Origin of the sequence: Mycobacterium sp. UM_CSW, assembly GCF_000455205.1 — a bacterium.
Lineage (GTDB): Bacteria > Actinomycetota > Actinomycetes > Mycobacteriales > Mycobacteriaceae > Mycobacterium.
This window is the reverse complement of the sequence record NZ_AUWQ01000085.1, coordinates 1-19,410: the sequence shown is the minus strand read 5'-3', so window position 1 is coordinate 19,410 and position 19,410 is coordinate 1. Positions and strand designations below refer to the sequence as shown.

Sequence of the window (19,410 nt, the reverse complement as noted above, 5' to 3'; positions counted from 1 at the left end):
CGGGGGAAATCACGGGGGATAAACGCTACCCGTCCCGTTCCAACGCCCGCCGCGCGTAGGCGCGGACGTCGGCGTCGCCGTCTTTGAGCGCGATGCTCAAGGCGTCGCGGGTGGCGGGTTCGGCGGCCCAGCGGGTCAGGCTCAGCACCGCCGCCTTGCGCACGTCGAGGTGCGCGTCGGACAGCGCCTCCGCCAGCAGCGGCACCGCGACCGCGGCACTGGCGCCCTTTAGTGCCCGCGCCGCGCCCTCGCGCACCTGCCACGCCGGCGCGCGCAGCGCCTTTTCGACGGCCCCAAGATCACCGTCGCCGCAGCCCAATTCGCCCAGGGCGGCGAGCGCGGCCGCTCGCACCAGGGGGTCGGGATCGGCGACCAGCGCGCTGACCGCCGGCGCGCCGTCGCGCAGCGTCGCCAGAGCACCGGCCGCTGCGATGCGGACCTCCCGGCTCTCGTCCGCCGTGGCCGCGACGACGCCGGCCACGTCGTCGACCGACACCAGCGCGCGCACCGCCTCAATGCGCACCCGGTGGTCGGGATCGTCCAGGGCGCCGCGGTATTGGGCGGCGTCGCCGGCCCGGCGCGCGGCCAGCAGGTAGACGGCGGCCGCGCGCACCACGGAATCCCGCGACGCCAGATGCGGTTCGGCGCCAGCCGGGTCGGGCAGCACCTCCACCAGCTCCCGGATGCCCTCAGCGCCGGTGCGGCGGACCGCGGCGTCGGCGTCGTCGAGCGCCGCGAACAGCGCGGGCGCGTACCCGTCGGGGATGTGCTCGGTCAGGGTGGCGACCGCGGTCCGGCGCACGCCGGGATCGGTGTCGGCCAGGTACGGCGCCAGGTCGCCGATCGTGGGCTCCTCCAGGGCGAGGACCTCGGCGATGCGCGGCGACGGGGGTTCGAACGCCGTTGCGGGCGAGGCGATCCGGGATGCCACGGTGGCCGGCGCCTGACCCCCGGTCAGCGGCGGCTGCTCCACCTCGCGCACGGTTTGGTCCACCGGCGGCAAGCCGTCCAGCTCGGGGACGGGCACGAAGTACGGCGCGACGGGCCGCTTGAGGAAGGCCATCTCGCCGTCCGCACCCTTGCGCAGGTTCAGGTGATAGCCCCATTGGTTGTCGTCGCGGCCGGGCAGGTCGGCGCGGTCGTGGTAGAGGCCCCAGCGGGATTCGGTGCGGGTGAGCGAGGAGCGGGCGGCCATCTCGGCGCAGTCGCGGATGAACGACACCTCCACCGCCCGCATCAGCTCGTGCGGGTCGCGCGCGCCCATCTCGGCAATCTCGGCCCGCATGCGATCGAAGGTGCGGACGGCGATGGACAGCTTGGCCGCCGTCTTCGGCGGCGCCACATAGTCGTTGACGAAGCGCCGCAGCTTATATTCGACCTGCGGCTGTGGGGGCCCGTCCGGGTGCCGCAGCGGTGAGTAGATCAGCTCGTGCGCGGCGCGCAGCTGGTCCTCCGGGAGCGTTTGTGGGGCAACGACATCGGGCAGCGACTTGGCGGCGTCGGTGCCGGCGAGGTCGCCGAACACGAACGCCCCGATCATGTAGTTGTGCGGAACGCAGGCCAGGTCCCCCGCCGCGTACAGGCCCGGCACCGTGGTGCGGGCGTGCTCGTCGACCCACACGCCCGAGGCGGAATGGCCGCCGCACAAGCCGATCTCGGAGATGTGCATCTCGATGTCGTGGGTGCGGTAGTCGTGGCCCCGGTTGGCGTGGAAGGTGCCGCGGGTCGGGCGTTCGGTGGTGTGCAGGATGTTCTCCAGCGCAGTCAGCGTCTCGTCGGGCAGGTGCGACACCTTGAGATAGATGGGCCCGCGGGCGGAGTCGATCTCGCTTTTCACCTCGGCCATCATCTGCCCCGACCAGTAGTCGGAGTCGACGAACCGCTCGCCGTGCGCGTTGACCTGGTAGCCGCCGAACGGGTTGGCCACGTAGGCGCAGGCCGGCCCGTTGTAATCCTTGATCAGCGGATTGACCTGGAAACACTCGATTCCCGACAGCTCGGCGCCCGCGTGGTAGGCCATCGCATACCCGTCGCCGGCGTTGGTCGGGTTCTCGTACGTGCCATACAGATAGCCCGACGCGGGCAGGCCCAGCCGCCCGCACGCCCCGGTGGCCAGGATGACCGCCTTGGCGCCGACGGCGACGAACTCGCCGGTGCGCGTATTGAACGCGGCGGCACCAACGGCTCGGCCCCCGTCGGTCAGGACTCGCACTGGCATCAGCCGGTTCTCGATGCGGATCCGCTCGCGCATGGACTTTTGCCGCAGCACCCGATAGAGCGCCTTTTTGACGTCCTTGCCCTCCGGCATGGGCAGCACATAGGAGCCCGAGCGGTGCACCCGGCGCACCGCGTACTCGCCGTGCTCGTCCTTCTCGAACTTCACCCCGTAGCGCTCCAGCCGCTGCACCATCGCGAAACCGCGGGAGGCGGTCTGATAAATGGTGCGCTGGTTGACGATTCCGTCGTTGGCGCGGGTGATCTCCGCGACGTAGTCCTCAGGTTCGGCCTTGCCGGGGATGACGGCGTTGTTGACTCCGTCCATGCCCATCGCCAGCGCACCGGAGTGCCGGACGTGGGCCTTCTCCAGCAGCAGCACTTGAGCGCCGTGCTCTGCGGCGGACAGGGCCGCCATGGTGCCGGCGGTGCCCCCGCCGATGACCAGCACGTCGCAGTCGAGGCGCACCGGCGTCAGATCCGGGACATCCATCATGCCGCCACCGAATGGTCAAGTGCCGCAATGATATCGGCGCGCAGTTCCGGACGCGGCCGGTCCAGGCGCGGATCCGGCACGTCGAGCACCGCGCGCACCGGCTCGCCGGCCTTGCCCAGCACGACGATCCGGTCCCCCAGCGTCAGCGCCTCGTCGACGTCGTGGGTGACGAAGACGATCGTGGTCGGATGGGTGCGCCAGGTGTCGACGAGCAGGCGCTGCATGGCGGCACGGGTCTGGGTGTCCAGCGCCCCGAACGGCTCGTCCATCATCACCGCGCGCGGCGCCCCGGCCAGGCCGCGGGCCAACTGGACGCGCTGGCGCATCCCGCCGGACAAGCTCTTGGGCAGGTAGTTGCCGAAGCCGGTGAGCCCGAGCTCGTCGATCCAGCGCTCGGCCGCCGCGCGCCGGGTGGCGCGGGGTTCGCCGCGCAGCCGCAGCGCCAACTCGATGTTGGACCGCACAGTGCGCCAGGGCAGCAGCGCGCTGTCCTGGAAGACCATGCCGCGGTCGCCCGAGGTGGTGGTGACCGGTACGCCGTCGGCGAGCACCCGGCCGTCGCCGGGCGCCAGCAGGCCGGCCAGCGCCCGCAGCACCGTCGACTTGCCGCAGCCCGACGGCCCGGTGAGCACCAGGATCTCTCCCGGCCGCACCGTGAGGCTCAGCTCGTCGATGACGGGAGAACCGGTGTAGGACAACCGGACTCGATCGAGCTCGAGGCTCATGCCCCGGTTTTTCGAAGTCATCGTGCCTCCTCCTGTGCCCGCGGCAGCCACCGCGTCACCCGGCGGCCCACCACTTCCACGGCGGCCGCCGTCGCGAAGCCGAGCACGCCGATGGTGATGATGCCGACGAACACCTGGGGGTAGGCCAGCACGGTGTAGTCCTGCCAGGTGCGGTAACCGACGCCGAGCCGACCGGAGATCATCTCGGCGGAGATCACGCAGATCCACGCCACCCCCATGCCGACCGAGAGCCCGCCGAACACGCCCGGCAGGATGCCCGGCAACACGACCTGGCTCAGCACCTCCCACCGGCCGCCGCCCAGCGTGCGCACCGAGTCCTCCCACAGCGTGGGCAGCGCCCGCACCGCGTGCCTGGTGCTGACCATGATCGGGAAGTAGGCCGCGAGGAAGGTGATGAACACGATCCCGGCCTCGTCGGTGGGGAACAGCAGGATCGCCACCGGCACCAGCGCGATGGCCGGGACGGGCCTGGCCAACTCCGTCAGCGGACCGAACACGTCGGCGAAAAGCCTTGAGCGGCCCAGCAGCACCCCGGTCGCCACCCCGATCACCGCGGCCAGCCCGAACCCGGTGAGGATCCGTAGCAGCGACTGCGCCAGGTCGAGCCAGTACTCGTAGGCGCCCAGCCGGCGGTGCAGCGCGGTCACGATCTGGGTGACCGTCGGCAGGGTATCGAATCGCAGCACCGCCCGCACCTTGCCGGCGGTGAGAAGCTGCCACAGCCCGATGGCGGCGACCACCGACGCCACCCGCACCAGCCACGACCGCCACGACCGCCCCGTCCAGGCCGACGGGCGCGGGGTCGCCACGGCGGGCAGCGGGACGGCACCCACGACCCGTTCGCTCAATTCGGCGGTCATACCGAACCTCCCAGTGCTTGTTGGTAATTCACGGCGACGCTGCCGGGATGGGCAGCGGTGTAGCGACGGGCCCCGGCGACGGTGCCGAAGGGCAGATAGGTCTGGCCGTCCCGCACCCAGACCGCCTTGTCGGCGAACCACCGCGTTCCCAGCTCCGCGTCGGGAACGTAGGCCGCGCGGACCTTCGCACCGCGGGCGGCGGCATCCCTGATCGCCTGCAGCAGAGCGGTGGGATTCGCGACGGTTTGGGTGATGTCGGAGCCGTCCAGCCACAGCTCGCTGGCCAGCGCGGGGTCGCCGGCGAGCACCGAGGGGTTGACGGCGCGCGCCCGCGTCGCGTCATAGTCGAGCCCGCGGGCGGCGAACACCGCGCGCAGCGGTGCGTCCACGACGAACTTTCCCACGTCGAGGTCGGCGAAGTCACCGATCGACTTCAGGTACGGCACATCGCTTTTCAGCGCATCGACCAGCGACGGTTTCAGTGTGGTGTCGAACGAGGTGCCGCCGGGGCCGTTGTATAGGTACACCACCTCCTGCGGCAGCCCGCTCCCCTGCGCGACAATCCGCGCGGCCTCCAGCGGCTTGGAGTTGAGGAAATCGGTCGCGTCCAGTTGCGCCTGCAGGAACGCCGCCAGCACCTCCGGGTGGGCCGACGCGTACGAGCGCCGCACCACCACGCCGTGCAGGGTGGGCAGGTTCAGCTCAGCGCCGTCATAGAGCAGCCTGGCCTTGCCCTGATAGACCAGCAGCCCCGGCCACGCGACGAACTGCGAAAGCCCCTGCACCTGACCGGATTCCAGGGCGGACGCGCCGATCTGGGGCTGCTGGTTGAGCACTTCCACGCCGCCGACGCCGGCCTTGGTCAGGGCGCGCACCAGCGTGCCGTGGCCTGCCGAACCCACGCTGGCCGACACCTTGGCGCCGGCCAGGTCGCCCAGCGTGGTCGCCGGCGAATCGGGAGCCACCACAACCATGTTCAGCGCGCCGCGCGGGTTGTAGCCGGTGACCGACACCATCTCCGTGCGGGCCAGCGGGTTGGCCTGCGTCTTGGAGCCGTTGATCAGCATCGGGTAATCGCCCATCGAGCCGATGTCGATCTTCTCGGCGAGCATCTGCGCGGTGATCGGGGCGCCGGTGTCGTAGTCCTGCCAGCGCACCGCGTATCGGGTCCCGGTGCGGGTGGTGATGTCGGCGAGCCGGTGCTCCAAGTACCCCTGCGCGCGCAGCAGCGTGCCCGCGGTGACGGTGTTGATGGTCTTGGACTGGTACCCCACCACGACGTTGACCACGCCGGAGGATTGCGAGAACGACTCCAGCGAGCAGCCGGAAACGACGGCGACGATAACGGCGGCGATCGAGATCAGCCGCGCGGCTTGGCGTTTCATCAGCGCAAGAGGTAGGGCATGTTGACGGTGACGGCGCCGGTGGGGCAGCGGGCCGCGCAGGGGCCGCAGTACCAGCATTCGTCGACATGCATGTAGGCCTTGCCGGTGTCGGGGTTGATGGCCAGCGCGTCCAGCGGGCAGACCTCGACGCACAGGGTGCAGCCGTCGATGCAGAGCGACTCGTCGATCGTGACGGGTACGTCGGCACGGTTGTTGACCAGCGTCATGGCTTGCTCCTAATTAAACTGCCGCGCATGGTGATTCGATCACCACGCATCCGGATGTACTCGAGGTCGACGGGCCTGCCGTCGTCGAGGCTGGTGAGCCGCTCCAGCATGAGCAGCGCCGCCCCGTCGGGCACCTGCAGTGTGGCCGCCGAGTGCGCGTCGGCGGGGATGGCCTCCAGCGCCAGCGACGCCGAACCCAGCCGCTGCCCGCTCACCTCCTCGATGAGCGCGAAGATGTCGTTGGTCTCCAGCGGGTAGTCCAGGATCCGGCTTCCGATGTCCGGGGCCAGGTAGGTCAGGTCGAGGCTGAGCGGCAGGTCGCCAAGGTATCGCAACCGCTCGACGAACACCGCCTGCCCGCCCGCCTGAAGCCCCAGCCGGCGGGCCACCGACGGCGGGGCGGTCACCGGCATGGCGGCGCGCACCTCGTTGCGCACCTCACCGAGGTGCTTGAACGTCTCCTTGAGCCCCAGCAGCGCGTCCAGCCCGTGGGCATACTTGCGCTGGGCGACGTGCGTGCCGACCTTCGGGCCGCGGTCGATCAGTCCCTCGTTCTTCAGGACCGCCAGCGCCTCGCGAACGGTGTTGCGCGACACCGCGAATTCGGCCGCCAGTTCGTGCTCGGCCGGCAGCGCGTCGGGGTAGGCGCCGGCGTGGATCTGCTGGCGCAACACGTCGGCCACCCGGCGGGCACGGTCGGATCGGGACCCCTCTAAAGGGCCGCGAATCGGTACTGGTTGCCCCACGCCGTCACGCTAACGCGGCCCGGCGGGCCGCCCGGGGTGGTCAAAGGCGGCCCCCGGGACCGCATCGAAGCATTGCGCCGGGCGCGATTCGGTGGCGACCAGCAAAAAGCCGCACCCACCGCCCTATTGCGCCACCTGGCGAACGGCGACGTCTTTGCGATCCCGGTGAGCGAAAACTACGGTCGCGACGCGCCGGCCAGTTCTCGCTCCGGCGGCGGCGGCCGGCTGTCCAGGCCCGGCGGCACCAACCCGGCGGGCACCAGCGCCACCGCCGCCAGCGGGAACAGCCCGCACAGCGCCCAGGCCGCCGGGTATTCGGCCGCCGCGACCACCGCGCCGAACAGCGGCGGCCCGGCCGCGGCCATCAGCCGTTGCGTGGTGTTCTGCAGGCCCAGCGCCCGTCCGCTCCAGAACGGCCCGGCGAACTCCGTGATCGCGGTGGCCTCCAGCCCGTTGTCGAGGACGGCGAGCACCGAGATGGCGACCATCAGCAACACGGCGTATCCCGAACCCGTGCCGTCGGTGAGGGCGAGCACGAACAGCGCCACCGCGGCGGCGATGGCGATCGCGCGCACCGGGCGCATTCGCGAGCCGACGCGATCGGACCACCGCCCCACCGCGATTCGGCCCGCGGCGCCGAGCACCTGGGTCAGGGTGACCAGGCCGCCCGCGGCTGCCACCGACCAACCGTGGCGATGCATCAACCACACGAGCATGAACGTCACGGTCACCGTCTGCGGGATCATCAGCAGGCCGGCGACGGCGTGGATGCGCCACAACACGGACGAGCCGCGATACGGGCTGGCCAGCTCCTCCACCGCCGCCGCCGTGCGGGATTTCCTTGGCGGATCGACGATTCCGATCGCGCTGGCCACCGCCGCGATCGTGCACATCACCGCGAGGAACATCAGCCCGCGGTGCGGTCCGCTTTCGGACAGCTCCGGTATCACCAACGCGCCCAAGGCAATTCCCAACGGCTGCGCGGTTTGACGGATGCCCATCGCCAGGCCGCGCTGGCGGGGCGGAAACCAGGCCGACACCAGCCGGCCGCCGGCCGTGTTGCAGCTCGCCGCGGCCATCCCGCCGATAAACAGGAACACACCGATCATGAGCACCGAATGGGCCGACGCGGCCGCGTAGGCGGCGGCCGCCGTCAGCACCGAGCCCGACGTGAGCACGGTGCGCTCACCGACCCGGTCCAGCACGTAACCCCAGAAGACCAGCGTGACCACCATGCCCCAGCTGGGCATCGACGACAGCAGGACCGCCGTCGGCAGCGACATGCCGCGGCGCGACTCGAGCGAGGGAATGAGGAACGCCACGCCGTTGATGAAAAGGAAGGACGTCGCCGTCACCCCCAACGAGACGGCCATGATCGACCACCGCGCACCCATTCAACAATGTTGCCACAGCGTTTGGCGGGCACCCGGGATCGCGGCGCGCCAAACTTATTGAACGTTAAGGTTTTTCATAACGCCGTTTAATGTGGACACCGATATGCGCGGTCACGCGCGGCCTGAAACATGTTGAACGCCTTATCGGCACGACGAAATTCATAGGGGACGCATAGCCTGGGACGCCGTGGGAGGATCAACTACGTGACTGATGACGCGGCCAAACACGCCTTGACCAAGGTTCCTGCGGTCACCCTGGGCTTCTGGGTGATCAAGATCCTGGCGACGACGCTGGGCGAGACGGGTGGCGACACCGTCACGATGACGCTGAACTGGGGTTACGCCGCGGGGGTCGCGCTATTCGGCGTCGCGCTCGTCGCCCTGGTCGTCGCGCAGATCTTCGCCAAGCAATTCCACGCGAGCCTGTATTGGGCCACCATCGTGGCCTCGACGACGTTCGGCACGACGCTGGCCGATTTCGCCGACCGACAACTGGGGATCGGCTACACGGGCGGATCGCTGCTGCTGTTGAGTCTCCTCCTGGCGACCCTGGGGCTGTGGCGCTGGACGCAGGGCACGGTGTCGGTGAGTACCGTGTCGACGCCGAAGGTCGAGGCGTTCTACTGGGCCACCATCACGTTTTCGCAGACGCTCGGCACCGCGCTCGGCGACTGGCTCGCCGACACCCGCGGATTCGGCTACGAACGCGGCGCGCTGGTGTTCGGCGCGGCCCTGCTGGTGGTCGTGGCCCTGTACTACTGGACCGACATCTCGCGTGTCGCCCTGTTCTGGGTGGCCTTTATCCTCACCAGGCCGCTGGGCGCGACCGTCGGCGACTTCATCGACAAGCCGGTCGCCGACGGCGGCCTCGCGCTGAGCCGCCCCCTGGCGTCGGCGGTGATCGCCGCGATCGTCGTCGCGTTGGTCATCGTGTTGCCGCAGCGTCCGGGACGCCACCCCGGTCATCCGGAAGACCGCGCGGCGGCGGAAACCCCCTGAGTCACAGGGCTTCCCAGCAGATTCCCAGCGATCCGCGCCTACGCTGGAATCGTCATGGGAAAGTTGACGATATTGACCAGCAAAATCCTGATCGGCGTTGCCATTTGCGTGGGTGCCGGCGTCGTCGGATCGGCGACGGCGAGCGCCGACCCTAGCGCGTTCAGCGCACTAAGCTGCAGCTGCCAACGAACGGCTTCCGTCGGCAGCCCGGCGCGGCAGGACGAGATAGCCCGCGGAATCCAGCAGGGCCTGTCGGACTGGCCGGCAGTGACCGGATAGCGGCGCTCAGCCGCCCCCGCTCACCGCCTGCACGACGCTGTCGCCGTTGCGCGCCGACGCGTCGGCCGGCAGCTCGAAGGCCGGGTACGCCGAACCGACCGCGGCCGTCGCCGCGCTGCGTTGGGCCTCCATGCGCGCCAGCGCGGCGTCGGTGAACACCGACAACCCCAGGTCGGGGTTGTAGCCATGGATCTCCTTGACGTCGAGCTGGGCCAGGAAATAGACGATCTCCTTGGAGACCACCTGGCCGGGGACCAGCACCGGGAAGCCCGGCGGGTAGGGCACCACGAACGTCGTGGAGACCAGCGTCCGGCCCTCCGCGAGCCGCCGGCCCGCCATGCCGATCAGCACGTGCTCGCGGTCGGACTCCTCGTATCCGGCGTAGAAGGCCGACCGCATGTCGCCGAACATGCAGGCGTCGACCGGGCGGAACGCCATGTCGAATTCGCTGAAATCCGGCAGGTGCGGCAGGTCCTCGGTGATCTCCTCGACCCGGCGCTGCTGCAGGGCACGGTCGTCCTTGCCGCCGATGCTCTGGCTGCGCTCGAAGTCGGTTGCGATGCGCCGCAACACGTCGAGCAGGTAGTGCACGCTTGACCAGGTGACCCCGATGGTGAAGATCAGCAGCACGCTGTTGATAGAGGTTTTGTTGATCTGAATTCCGAACCGCTCCATCAGGATCTTCTCGCGGAAGTCGTAGCCGTTCATGCCGGTCTTGCCGATGAACAGGGTGACGCGCGTCGCGTCCAGGACGAACTGGTCCGAGCGCCACGCCTCGTTCCACTCCGCCAGGGCGCCCTGGCGGACCTCGCGGTAGGAGCTGACGGACGACGCGCGGAACTCGTCGGGCACCAGGTCGGACTCGTCGAGGATGCGGAACCACTTGCCGATCAGCCGGTCCTTGCGGACGCGGTGGCGAAAGACGAGAGCCATGTTGTAGACGTTGCGGACCAACTCAAAGCCCTCGATGTCGACCTGCCGGCGCGCCAGGTCCAGCGACGCCAGCAGCTGCTGGTTCGGCGATGTCGAGGTGTGCGTCAAGAACGCCTCGACGAACGCGTCGCGGGTGAGCGCCTTGAAGTCCTGGTCGCGGACATGGACCATCGACGCCTGCCGGAACGCCGACAGGGACTTGTGCGTGGAATGCGTCGCGTAGACGCGGACCCGCGCGCGGGCCGGGTCGGGAAGCAGCCGCCGATCGACCCACTCGGAACGCTGCACTCCCTCCATCGATGCGGCCCAATCCCGGTATTCCGCAGCGTATTCCGGCGACGCCAGCATCTGCTCCAGGCGTTCGGCGGACACCATCGCGGTGCGCTGGCGCGCCCACGGCACCGCGGTGGCGAACGCGTACCACGCCTCGTCCCACAGGAAGCAGATGTCCGGCTTGATCGCCAGCACCTCCTCCATCACCCGGCGCGGGTTGTAGACGACGCCGTCGAAGGTGCAGTTGGTCAGCAGCAGCATGCGGACCCGGTCCAGCTGGCCGGCCGCCTCGAGGTCCAGCAGCGCCTTTTTGATCGTGTGCAGCGACACAGCCCCGTAGATCGCGTACTCGGGCAGCGGGTAGGCGTCCAGGTACAGCGGGTAGGCCCCAGCCAGCACCAGGCCGTAGTGGTGCGACTTGTGGCAGTTGCGGTCGATGAGGACGATGTCGCCCGGTCGCGTCAGGGCCTGCACGACGATCTTGTTGGCGGTGGAGGTCCCGTTGGTGACGAAGTAGGTGTGGTTGGCGTTCCACGTCACCGCGGCCTTGTCCATCGCCTTCTTGATGTTGCCGTGCGGGTCCAGCAGCGAGTCCAGGCCGCCGGAGGTGCTCGAGGTCTCGGCCATGAAGATGTTGCGGCCGTAGAACTCCCCCATGTCCTGCAGGGACTTCGAGTTGAAGATGCTGGCGCCCCGCGCGACGGGGAGCGCGTGGAACTGGCCGACCGGGGCGCCCGCGTAGGCGCACAGCGCGTCGAAAAACGGTGTGGCGAAACGGTTTCGCAGGCCCGCGAGCACGGTGCTGTTCAGGTCGGTGACGTCGTTGAGCCGGTAGAACGTTCGGTCGTAGACGTCGGGTTCGTCCTCGGTTTCCGCGGCGATCGACTCGTCGGTGAGCAGGTACAGGTCGATGTGCGGCCGGAGCTCCCGGATCCACTCGGCGCATTCGACCCAGTCCTGGGTGTTCCTGGCCACCACGTCCTCGGCGTCTTCGCAGGCGGCGCCCAGCAGCGTGTTCATCAGCGGCACCCGGTCGTGGGAGCGCAGCGGCAGGTCGTGGCGGATGATCGCGGCCTGGATCTCGCCGTTCAGCGCGACCGCGGTGATGGCGTCCTCGATGCTGCCCACCACCAGCAGCTCGTACTGCACGTCGTCGGACGGGGTGCGCAGCGCCCGCAGGCACTCGGCCAGGCTGTCGGGGGCCGTCGACGGGGCGTCGTCGGCGAGCAGCACAGTGTAGAACTGCTGCTGTTTGGCCTGGGCGACCAGCTCCTGCTCGGCCAGCGACGCGGTGGTGTCGAAGAGCCCGGCGCGGTCGCCGTATTCGCTCAGCAGGCGCACCGCCAGCGACACTTCCTCGCTGAGGCGCACCGTCGAAAGCCCCTCGAGGTGGGCGCGAAACGTCGCGAGGTTGGCCGCGCCGGGGTACAGCCAGTAGCGCTCGTACGCGGCGATGCGGTCCATCAGGCGCTTCACCCGGGCGATGTCGTGCGTCTTGTCCAGCCCGGCGAGGTCGACGTCGCGCAGGTGACGGCAGGCGTCGTCGAGCAGGTTCCAGGTGTCGACGCGCGTGTACGACGGGTTGGCGACCGCCGCCAGCGCGGACACGCGAAGTCGCCGCGGGCGGGCAGATTCTGGACTCATCTGGTCATTGTGGCCCGGCCTCGCCGCGGGCGCGATGATTATCGGCCGTCCGATTTGCCGTAGGCGACGGCCACGACGAGCCCGGCCGTCGCCATCAAGAGAAACAGCATGGCCACGGGGTCGACCAGCTCGAGGATCATGCGACCACGGCGACGTCGGGCACCGCGCTGATCAGCGTCACGATCAGGTCGGCGCCGTCGGGAATCGAGTAGACCCGTCGTTCCCCGGGGCGCGCACCGGCAATCGCGCGGCCCAGCGGCGACAGCGTCGAGTACACCTTGATGTTGTCGTCGTTGGCGCCGTACCGGCCCAGCCGAAAGGTTTCGGTCTCGCCGGTGCCCTCGTAGCGGATGGTGACGATCGTGCCCGGCTCGGCGGCGTTCCTGTCCTCCGTCACGATCGCACGAGCCAGCAGATCCTCGATCTCACGGATGCGCGCCCGGCGCGCCGAGTAGCGCGCTATCCGGTTGGCGTCGTAATCCATGAAGTCGTCCGGCACTTCGATGCTGCGCCGCGAGCGCAGCGCCGCGAGCTCGTTCAGCAGGCGGCCGTACTCGTGTCGGGTCAGGCAAATTCCTTGTTGGTCGCGCATTTTCGTTGATCTCCTTCATTTCCAGGAAGTGTCGTCAGGGACGGGCCGCAGCGGGGCAACCGCCCCTGACGACTCGGCGCCCGCGGTGGGCAGGTCTTCGAAGATTCTGCAGGGCTTCGCTATTCGGCGGTGCGGTCGCCGACCATGCGGTCGAAGTCTCGCTGCCAGCCGGCATGGCGCTTGCGGTCAAGGAAGATGCGCGCCATCCCGAACAGCACCGCCGCCCCGATGACGACGCCGAACCAGATGGCCGTCCCGGTCGCCACGGCTTCGTCCTTCGCGGAGAACACCGGCTTGCCGACCGGCAGGCCTTGCTCGTCTACCCAAATATCAACGCGCTCGCCGGGTTTGGTGGCCCGATCGACGACAACCAGGCCGGCGTGTTCGTCGCCGGCGACGACCCATCGCGCCGGCGCGGTTACCGTCGGGCTGGACAGATTGCGGTCGGCCCGGGGATCTCCCGTGATCGTCGCGGTGGCTTTCTGGTGGGTCTGCGCCTGCGCGGCGTAGACGCGGCTGCGACTGTCGTGGACCGCGGTCCCGACGGCGGCCGCGACGGGAAGGGCGATGATCGACACCACGAACGCGAACACCAGAAGCAACGCTTCGACGCGGTCGGTGCTGCGCACCAACGGATTCCGCCCGAAAAGCCGAACGAGCAGCGGCGGCATGCGCGCGGGAACCTCGAGCGTTTCCATCTCGTCGGGGCGCGGAGTGGTCATGGTACGGTCACCTCAAAACCGGGGCATTGGTTGACAACTCCATCGTGGCCGGGATGCGGGCCAAAGGCTTTGCGCCGGCCGGACAACACGGGCGGCGCGCATTGTCGCGTTCCGACAGTGCGGACGGCGTCAATCCGTGTCGGTGGCCGCCAACTCGATCGTCATAGCCAGCCGCTTCTTGGCGTCGTCCAGCGGCAGGTTGGTTATCTCGGCCATCTTGCGCAGCCGGTATCGCACGGTGTTCTCGTGCACCCCCAGCCGCTCACCCGCGCGCACCGGGTCGCCCTGGGCCTCCAACCAGGCCCGCAGCGTGGCGACATAGTCGGTCGAGTTCGCCCGGTCGTGGCGACGTAATTCGGCGACCGGTCCACCGTCCGGCAGCCGACCGGCTCGCGCCGCGGTGCGCAGCCGCTGCAGCAGGATCTCGTCCCACGCCTCGTCGTACGCCGGCGGCACCCCGCCGCCCGATTCGTGCAGCGCCAGACACTCGTCGGCTTCCCGGCGCGCGGCGACGAGGTCCGCCACGTCGGCCGGCCCACTGATCCCGGCCGCAACGCCCACGGCTTCGGGCATGGCCGCCGTCAGATCGCTTATCCAGCGACGCGCCGAGTCGACCGGCTCGGCGCGAAGGACGGTGTAGACGGTGTTTCCGGCCAGCGCGCTGCGACCGGGTCGGGACCAACCGAACCCCGCGGTGGCGCGCTCGAACGCCAACAGCAAGGCGGCGTCGCGCTCGCCGTCGATGACCGCTTGCAGCGCGATCACCCGCAGCGGTCCGCGCGGCAGGCCCAGTCGGCTGGCCAGCGTCGCGGCCTCGATGGTGCCCTCCAACAAGCGAATCACCAGCTCGGATTCGACCTGGCGCTCCAAGTCCGCGCTGGCTCGGGAGCGGAGCAGATGCAGGGCCACCGTGTGGGCGCCGTCGGTCAGCGCGTCCCGCTCGGCGCCGTCCAACGGGGCCGAGCAGGCCACCCACACCGAGCCCAGCAGCTCCCGTCCGGACCGCACCGCGACCACCATGCGCCCGGTCAGGCCGTGCTCTGCGTCGGCGCCCACGAACACCGGGTCGTCGGAGGCGGCCAGGTGTGCGAACACGCCCCGCTCCTCGAAGAGCGCCCGCAGCCGCTCGGGGGCCTGGCGGCCCAGGATCGTTTCGACGCGCGCCGGGTCGGCGTGCTGCTGCGGCCGCGAATACGCCAGCAGCCGCAACCGCCCGTCCTCGATAGTCACCGCACCGCCGGTCGACACGGCCAGGCTGTCGGCCAGCGCGAACAAATCCGTTGGGCCGCGCCCGGATTCGGTCTCGCGGCCCTCCAGCACCAGCCCGTAGACCACCGCGGCGACCTCGCTCCACGACACCAACGGGTCGAGCACCATCACCGCGCCGGGCTCGGCACCGCCGTCGGACGGCGTCGGCTCCTCGTCGCCGCGCGCCAACAGCACCACCGCGCGGGCGGACGCCGCCCAGTCGACGGCTTCCCGCATGGAGCCGGCCCCGATCGCGAGCAACACGTCGCCCACGGGCGGACGCGCGGCAGCTGACTCGTGAATCACCACGCTGCGCAGTTCGGTCGACCTCGGCACCGAAGACCATCGCAACCTGACCCCGTAACCCCCCAGCACGTTGACCAAGCGGTCCAAAGTGATCACGAGCCGCTCCCGGTTCAGCCGTCCAGTTCGTCGTCGGCATCAACGATCCGCCGGTTTGCCCTCGAGTCCATCCAGCGCAGCACGGGGAACTCCCGGCTGCGCGCCGGCAGCTCGGTGACGTCGCTCAGCGAGCGCACCACGGCCTGCGTCAAACCCATGATGGCGGCCATCACCGGCAGCAGCGGCTGCAGCGGCCGGGCGGCCGAACGGACCGTGCTGATGCGGCGGGCCACCATGAGCCGTTCGATCGAGTGGTAGAGCCAGGCTCCGACGCCCAGCGCGTAGATCGCGAGCGCCGACGCGACGATGCTCCACCCGTAGGCCGCGCACACGACGGCGCCCAGCACCACCGTCGCGGCCAGGAAGGCCGCGACGGCGACGCGCAGCTCCAACCGGGTCATTGTTCTTCGCGGACCGCCTTGGCGGCCGCGCGGATCTGCGGGGTGACCAGCATGACCTGGCCGAGCACCCCGTTGACGAAGCCCGGCGACTCGTCGGTGGACAGCTCCTTGGCCAGCTGCACGGCCTCGTCGACGGCGACGGGCTCGGGGACGTCGTCGGCGTAGAGCAACTCCCACACCGCGACGCGCAGAATCGCCCGGTCGACCGCGGGCAGCCGGTCCAGCGTCCAGCCCTGCAGGTGGGAACTGATGAGGTCGTCGATGTGGGCGAGGTGCTCACCGACACCCCTCGCCGCGGCGGCGGTGTACGGGTACAGCGGCGACACGTCGGGATTCGCGTCGGCGAGCGCGGTGCGGACGTCGACCACTTCGGCCGGGGTCAGCTCCCGGGCCTCGGCCTCGAACAACAGGTCGACGGCGCGTTTGCGCGCCTGATGGCGTCCCTTAGCAGCCATGCGGCCCGCTCACGCGTTGACGCGCCCCAGGTAGCTACCGTCGCGCGAGTCCACCTTCAGCTTGTCCCCGGTGTTGATGAACAGCGGCACCTGGATCTCCGCGCCGGTCTCCAGCGTGGCCGGCTTGGTGCCGGCGCTGGACCGGTCGCCCTGCAGGCCCGGTTCGGTGTGGGTGACCTCGAGCTCGACCGACACCGGCAGCTCGATGTAGAGCGGCGCCCCGTTGTGGAACGCGATCTGAACGGGCAGACCCTCCAGCAGGAACCGCGAGGCGTCGCCGACCAGGGACTCGGGCAGCGGGTGCTGCTCGTAGTCCTGGCTGTCCATGAACACAAAGTCCGAGCCGTCGTGGTACAGGTAGGTCGCGTCGCGGCGGTCTACGGTGGCCGTCTCCACCTTGACGCCCGCGTTGTACGTCTTGTCGACCACCTTGCCGGACAGCACGTTCTTCAGCTTCGTGCGCACGAAGGCCGGCCCCTTGCCGGGTTTGACGTGCTGGAACTCGACGATCTGCCATAGCTGGCCGTCGATCTCCAGCACCAGTCCGTTCTTGAAGTCGGCAGTCGAAGCCACGGTCGGTGTATCTCCTAAGGGATGGCAGTGCTCGGCGAACTTCGCTGTCGGTTCGCCCCATGCAGATTACCCGCGTCGCGGCGCCGGTCCGAACCGTGCGCCCGTGATCACGCGCACCCCGGGCCCTACAGGGCGACCAGGATATTCAGCGCAATGTCGATCGTCGGCAGCACGAACACGAAGAAAAACGCAGTCGAAAAGGCGATGGCTTCGCGAATCAACGGAAGCAGAAATCCCGCCAATTGATTGAGCATCTGCTCGAAAGTGGTGAGGGCGCCTGTGAAGAAATTCTGCACATCGCCCCATAGGGCCGATATGGCGCCGGTAATCGATTCCGCGGGCGGCAGCAATGCGGCGTTGGCGGCCTCGGCGGCCGCATACGAGCCCGCGCCGTTGGTCAGCTGCTGCACGAACTGCTCCTGAGCCGCCGCCGCCTGCCCGGCTTGCGCCTGGTACTGCTGGGCGTGCCGGGAGAAGAAGTTCGCGATTGTCACCGACACCTCGTCGGCGGCCGCGGGCGACACCGCGAGGGTCGGGGTGGCCGCCGCGGCGTGGGCGGCACTGAGATTCGAGCCGATGCCTGCCAAATCCGTTGCCGCGGAAGCGATTACCTCCGGCGTTGCGGTCAAATACGGCATGTCGGCTCTCGCATCCGGTCAGCCTAGCCCGCGGGAGCTTAACAAAGGGCCAACTTTGGGCGTCGCGCTCGCGGCAACCGGCTGCGCGGAATTGTAGGGAAATCCCTGATTCGCGCCGACGCTCGCGGCCGTTAGCGTCACCGGCATACGGCCCGAGTGGATAGGTGGGATGACATGTCGTTTGTTGTTGCAGCGCCGGAGTTGATGTCGTCGGCGGCAGCGGATCTGGCCAACATCGAGTCGGCGCTGCGCTCCGCCCACGCCGCAGCCGCGGCCCCGACGTCCAACGTGCTGGCGGCCGCCGGCGACGAGGTGTCGGCGGCCATCGCCTCGCTGTTCGGGGCGCACGGGCAGGCCTATCAGGCGCTCAGCGCCCAGGCGGCCCAGTTCCACCAGCAATTCGTCCAGTTGCTGAACGCCGGAACGGCACAGTACGCCGCCGCCGAGGCCGCCAATACCGGCCCGCTGCAGACCCTCGAACAGGACATCCTCGCAGTGATCAACGAGCCCACCGAGATACTGCTGGGCCGCCCGCTGATCGGCAACGGCGCCAACGGGTTCACCGATGCGAACGGCGTCGGCACGCCCGGCCAGGCCGGTGGAATCCTGTGGGGCAACGGCGGCAACGGCGGCACCAGCACCGCCAACTTCGTGTCCGGCGGCGCCGGTGGGCCCGCCGGGCTGTTCGGGAATGGCGGCGCCGGCGGCGGTGGAGGAGGATCCGCACGCGGCGGGAGCGGCGGGGCCGGCGGCCTCATCTACGGTGCCGGCGGCGCCGGCGGGACGGGCGGTCCGAGCGTGCTGCAAACCGCCGGCGTCGGCGGCGCCGGTGGGTCGGCCGGTCTGTTCGGTAACGGGGGGCTTGGCGGCGCGGGCGGCGTGGGCGGCCTCGAACCCGGCGGCGGCGGCGGTGCCGGCGGCAACGGCGGCTTCTTCTACGGCAACGGCGGTGGCGGCGGCGTTGGCGGCACGAGCATAGACAACGGTGGCGCCGGGGGCGCCGGAGGGCACGGCGGCGTCCTCGCGGGCGACGGTGGCGCCGGCGGCGGGGGTGGCCAAGCCACCGACCCGAACAACGCCCCCGTAGGCGGCCGGGGAGGCAACGGCGGTACGGCCGGCGCCCTGTTCGGCAACGGCGGAGTGGGCGGTCCCGGCGGCCCGGCACTCAACGGCGGGGCCGGCGGCAACGGCGGCGGGGCCGCGCTGTTCGGTAACGGGGGCGGCGGCGGCAACGGCAGCGGCGGCCTGGGCGGCGGGGCCGGCGGCACCGGTGGCAACGCGATCCTGGTCGGCAACGGCGGCAACGGCGGCAACGGCGGAATCGACATCGTCGACGGCCAGGGCGGCCCCGGCGGCAGGGGCGGGCTACTGTTCGGCGCACACGGGGCCAACGGCACCAGCTAGGTCAGGATCGCCAGTTCCTTCGGGAACCGGGTCAGCAGCTCCGGCGTTTCCCCGGCGGTGTGCGACGTCGCCGCCCTGTTTCGGAAGCCCTCACCAACGTGCCCTCAATGCACACCGCGGTGCGCGCAAGTATTGGATCGACGACGGCACCGCAACTTAGGTAGACGGCTACTCAGGCCACCGGACGGCCACTGCTCAACAATCGTGTTCGAGTCCCAACGACTCTGACCGGTTTGCTGGGAGGTGTGGCATGTCGTTTGTGGTCGCGGCGCCGAGCGCGATGGAGGTAGCGGCGACGGATTTGGCGGCTATCGGTTCGACGCTCAGCGCAGCGAACGCGGTCGCGACCGCCCCGACGACCACGGTGCTGGCTTCGGGCGCCGATGAGGTGTCAGTGGCCATCGCGGCGCTATTTTCCGACTACGGCCAGGGCTATCAGGGTCTGAGCGCCCAGGCGGCGGCGTTTCATACCCAGTTCATGCATGCCCTGCGCGGGGCGCAGGGCGCCTATGCGGTCGCCGAGGCGGCGAACGCGTCTCCGCTGCAGACCCTGGAGGACGACGTCCTGGGTTTGATCAATGCGCCCACCAATCTGTTGTTGGGACGCCCGTTGATCGGCGACGGCACCAACGGGACACCGGGTACCGGGCAGGCTGGCGGCCCGGGCGGAATCTTGTGGGGCAACGGGGGCAACGGTGGGTCAGGCGCGCTGGGGCACGACGGCGGTGCCGGCGGGCCGGCAGGCCTGTTCGGCCACGGCGGCACCGGCGGGGCCGGCG

The 19,410-nt window shown here is 69.8% G+C and carries 17 protein-coding genes and 1 pseudogene; 3 read left to right on the top strand and 15 right to left on the bottom strand.

From position 1 onward, the window contains the following. Positions 1 to 25: 25 nt before the first annotated feature. The 7 genes from N415_RS24685 to N415_RS24655 form a co-directional block, all read right to left on the bottom strand. Positions 26 to 2,710 carry a fumarate reductase/succinate dehydrogenase flavoprotein subunit gene (locus N415_RS24685; RefSeq protein ID WP_068187520.1) on the bottom strand — a complete coding sequence of 895 codons (2,685 nt, stop codon included), beginning with the start codon at positions 2,708 to 2,710 and terminating at the stop codon, positions 26 to 28. Beyond that, a complete protein-coding gene (locus N415_RS24680) occupies positions 2,707 to 3,456 on the bottom strand; it encodes an ABC transporter ATP-binding protein (protein ID WP_068187519.1) in 750 nt (249 codons plus the stop codon). The genes N415_RS24685 and N415_RS24680 overlap by 4 nt, the downstream gene beginning before the upstream one ends. Then, positions 3,453 to 4,316, bottom strand: coding sequence for an ABC transporter permease (locus N415_RS24675; RefSeq protein WP_068187518.1), 864 nt, complete (start codon positions 4,314 to 4,316; stop codon positions 3,453 to 3,455). The genes N415_RS24680 and N415_RS24675 overlap by 4 nt, the downstream gene beginning before the upstream one ends. Beyond that, complete coding sequence (locus N415_RS24670) at positions 4,313 to 5,701, bottom strand: ABC transporter substrate-binding protein (RefSeq protein WP_068187517.1); 1,389 nt, start codon at positions 5,699 to 5,701, stop codon at positions 4,313 to 4,315. The genes N415_RS24675 and N415_RS24670 overlap by 4 nt, the downstream gene beginning before the upstream one ends. Beyond that, positions 5,701 to 5,928, bottom strand: a complete 228-nt coding sequence (locus N415_RS24665; RefSeq protein WP_068187516.1) for a ferredoxin family protein — start codon at positions 5,926 to 5,928, stop codon at positions 5,701 to 5,703. The genes N415_RS24670 and N415_RS24665 overlap by 1 nt, the downstream gene beginning before the upstream one ends. Further along, positions 5,925 to 6,674, bottom strand: coding sequence for a GntR family transcriptional regulator (locus N415_RS24660; protein ID WP_068187515.1), 750 nt, complete (start codon positions 6,672 to 6,674; stop codon positions 5,925 to 5,927). The genes N415_RS24665 and N415_RS24660 overlap by 4 nt, the downstream gene beginning before the upstream one ends. Positions 6,675 to 6,850: 176 nt before the next feature. Next, positions 6,851 to 8,068 (bottom strand): MFS transporter, encoded by a 1,218-nt coding sequence (locus N415_RS24655; RefSeq protein ID WP_068187514.1) that lies wholly within the window; start codon positions 8,066 to 8,068, stop codon positions 6,851 to 6,853. Positions 8,069 to 8,272: 204 nt separating this feature from the next. On the opposite strand from N415_RS24655, the gene N415_RS24650 reads away from it, so the two are divergent. After that, positions 8,273 to 9,067, top strand: a complete 795-nt coding sequence (locus N415_RS24650; RefSeq protein ID WP_068187513.1) for a hypothetical protein — start codon at positions 8,273 to 8,275, stop codon at positions 9,065 to 9,067. Positions 9,068 to 9,352: 285 nt separating this feature from the next. Here N415_RS24650 and N415_RS24640 read toward each other — a convergent pair whose 3' ends face one another. The 8 genes from N415_RS24640 to N415_RS33310 form a co-directional block, all read right to left on the bottom strand. Beyond that, positions 9,353 to 12,196, bottom strand: a complete 2,844-nt coding sequence (locus tag N415_RS24640; protein ID WP_068187511.1) for an aminotransferase class I/II-fold pyridoxal phosphate-dependent enzyme — start codon at positions 12,194 to 12,196, stop codon at positions 9,353 to 9,355. Between the two features lie 136 nt (positions 12,197 to 12,332). Next, positions 12,333 to 12,788 carry a GreA/GreB family elongation factor gene (locus tag N415_RS24635; RefSeq protein ID WP_068187510.1) on the bottom strand — a complete coding sequence of 152 codons (456 nt, stop codon included), beginning with the start codon at positions 12,786 to 12,788 and terminating at the stop codon, positions 12,333 to 12,335. Between the two features lie 119 nt (positions 12,789 to 12,907). After that, positions 12,908 to 13,510 (bottom strand): hypothetical protein, encoded by a 603-nt coding sequence (locus N415_RS24630; protein WP_068187509.1) that lies wholly within the window; start codon positions 13,508 to 13,510, stop codon positions 12,908 to 12,910. A 129-nt stretch (positions 13,511 to 13,639) separates the two neighbouring features. Continuing rightward, a complete protein-coding gene (locus N415_RS24625; protein ID WP_068187508.1) occupies positions 13,640 to 15,160 on the bottom strand; it encodes a helix-turn-helix domain-containing protein in 1,521 nt (506 codons plus the stop codon). A 14-nt stretch (positions 15,161 to 15,174) separates the two neighbouring features. Beyond that, a complete protein-coding gene (locus N415_RS24620; protein ID WP_068187507.1) occupies positions 15,175 to 15,561 on the bottom strand; it encodes an antitermination protein NusB in 387 nt (128 codons plus the stop codon). After that, positions 15,558 to 16,016: a transcription antitermination factor NusB gene (gene nusB, locus N415_RS24615; RefSeq protein WP_068105033.1), complete on the bottom strand. Its 459-nt coding sequence runs from the start codon at positions 16,014 to 16,016 to the stop codon at positions 15,558 to 15,560. The genes N415_RS24620 and nusB overlap by 4 nt, the downstream gene beginning before the upstream one ends. Positions 16,017 to 16,025: 9 nt before the next feature. Next, positions 16,026 to 16,589: an elongation factor P gene (gene efp / locus N415_RS24610; protein WP_067152084.1), complete on the bottom strand. Its 564-nt coding sequence runs from the start codon at positions 16,587 to 16,589 to the stop codon at positions 16,026 to 16,028. A 125-nt stretch (positions 16,590 to 16,714) separates the two neighbouring features. Further along, positions 16,715 to 17,227 carry a PE family protein gene (locus N415_RS33310; protein ID WP_081665483.1) on the bottom strand — a complete coding sequence of 171 codons (513 nt, stop codon included), beginning with the start codon at positions 17,225 to 17,227 and terminating at the stop codon, positions 16,715 to 16,717. Between the two features lie 174 nt (positions 17,228 to 17,401). On the opposite strand from N415_RS33310, the pseudogene N415_RS33305 reads away from it, so the two are divergent. Next, positions 17,402 to 18,613, top strand: a pseudogene (locus N415_RS33305) (PE family protein); the annotation flags it as partial. A gap of 268 nt (positions 18,614 to 18,881) precedes the next feature. Further along, the coding region (locus N415_RS24595) for a PE family protein (RefSeq protein ID WP_152531561.1) at positions 18,882 to 19,410 on the top strand (529 nt) is incomplete at its 3' end.

Bases quoted from the DNA above. Each gene is read 5' to 3' on its own strand.
- N415_RS24665 (WP_068187516.1), bottom strand. From the start codon at position 5,928: ATGACGCTGGTCAACAACCGTGCCGACGTACCCGTCACGATCGACGAG.
- N415_RS24680 (WP_068187519.1), bottom strand. From the start codon at position 3,456: ATGACTTCGAAAAACCGGGGCATGAGCCTCGAGCTCGATCGAGTCCGG.
- N415_RS24655 (WP_068187514.1), bottom strand. From the start codon at position 8,068: ATGGGTGCGCGGTGGTCGATCATGGCCGTCTCGTTGGGGGTGACGGCG.
- N415_RS24635 (WP_068187510.1), bottom strand. From the start codon at position 12,788: ATGCGCGACCAACAAGGAATTTGCCTGACCCGACACGAGTACGGCCGC.
- N415_RS24670 (WP_068187517.1), bottom strand. From the start codon at position 5,701: ATGAAACGCCAAGCCGCGCGGCTGATCTCGATCGCCGCCGTTATCGTC.
- N415_RS33310 (WP_081665483.1), bottom strand. From the start codon at position 17,227: ATGCCGTATTTGACCGCAACGCCGGAGGTAATCGCTTCCGCGGCAACG.
- N415_RS24685 (WP_068187520.1), bottom strand. From the start codon at position 2,710: ATGATGGATGTCCCGGATCTGACGCCGGTGCGCCTCGACTGCGACGTG.
- N415_RS24630 (WP_068187509.1), bottom strand. From the start codon at position 13,510: ATGACCACTCCGCGCCCCGACGAGATGGAAACGCTCGAGGTTCCCGCG.
- N415_RS24640 (WP_068187511.1), bottom strand. From the start codon at position 12,196: ATGAGTCCAGAATCTGCCCGCCCGCGGCGACTTCGCGTGTCCGCGCTG.
- nusB (WP_068105033.1), bottom strand. From the start codon at position 16,016: ATGGCTGCTAAGGGACGCCATCAGGCGCGCAAACGCGCCGTCGACCTG.
- N415_RS24620 (WP_068187507.1), bottom strand. From the start codon at position 15,561: ATGACCCGGTTGGAGCTGCGCGTCGCCGTCGCGGCCTTCCTGGCCGCG.
- N415_RS24675 (WP_068187518.1), bottom strand. From the start codon at position 4,316: ATGACCGCCGAATTGAGCGAACGGGTCGTGGGTGCCGTCCCGCTGCCC.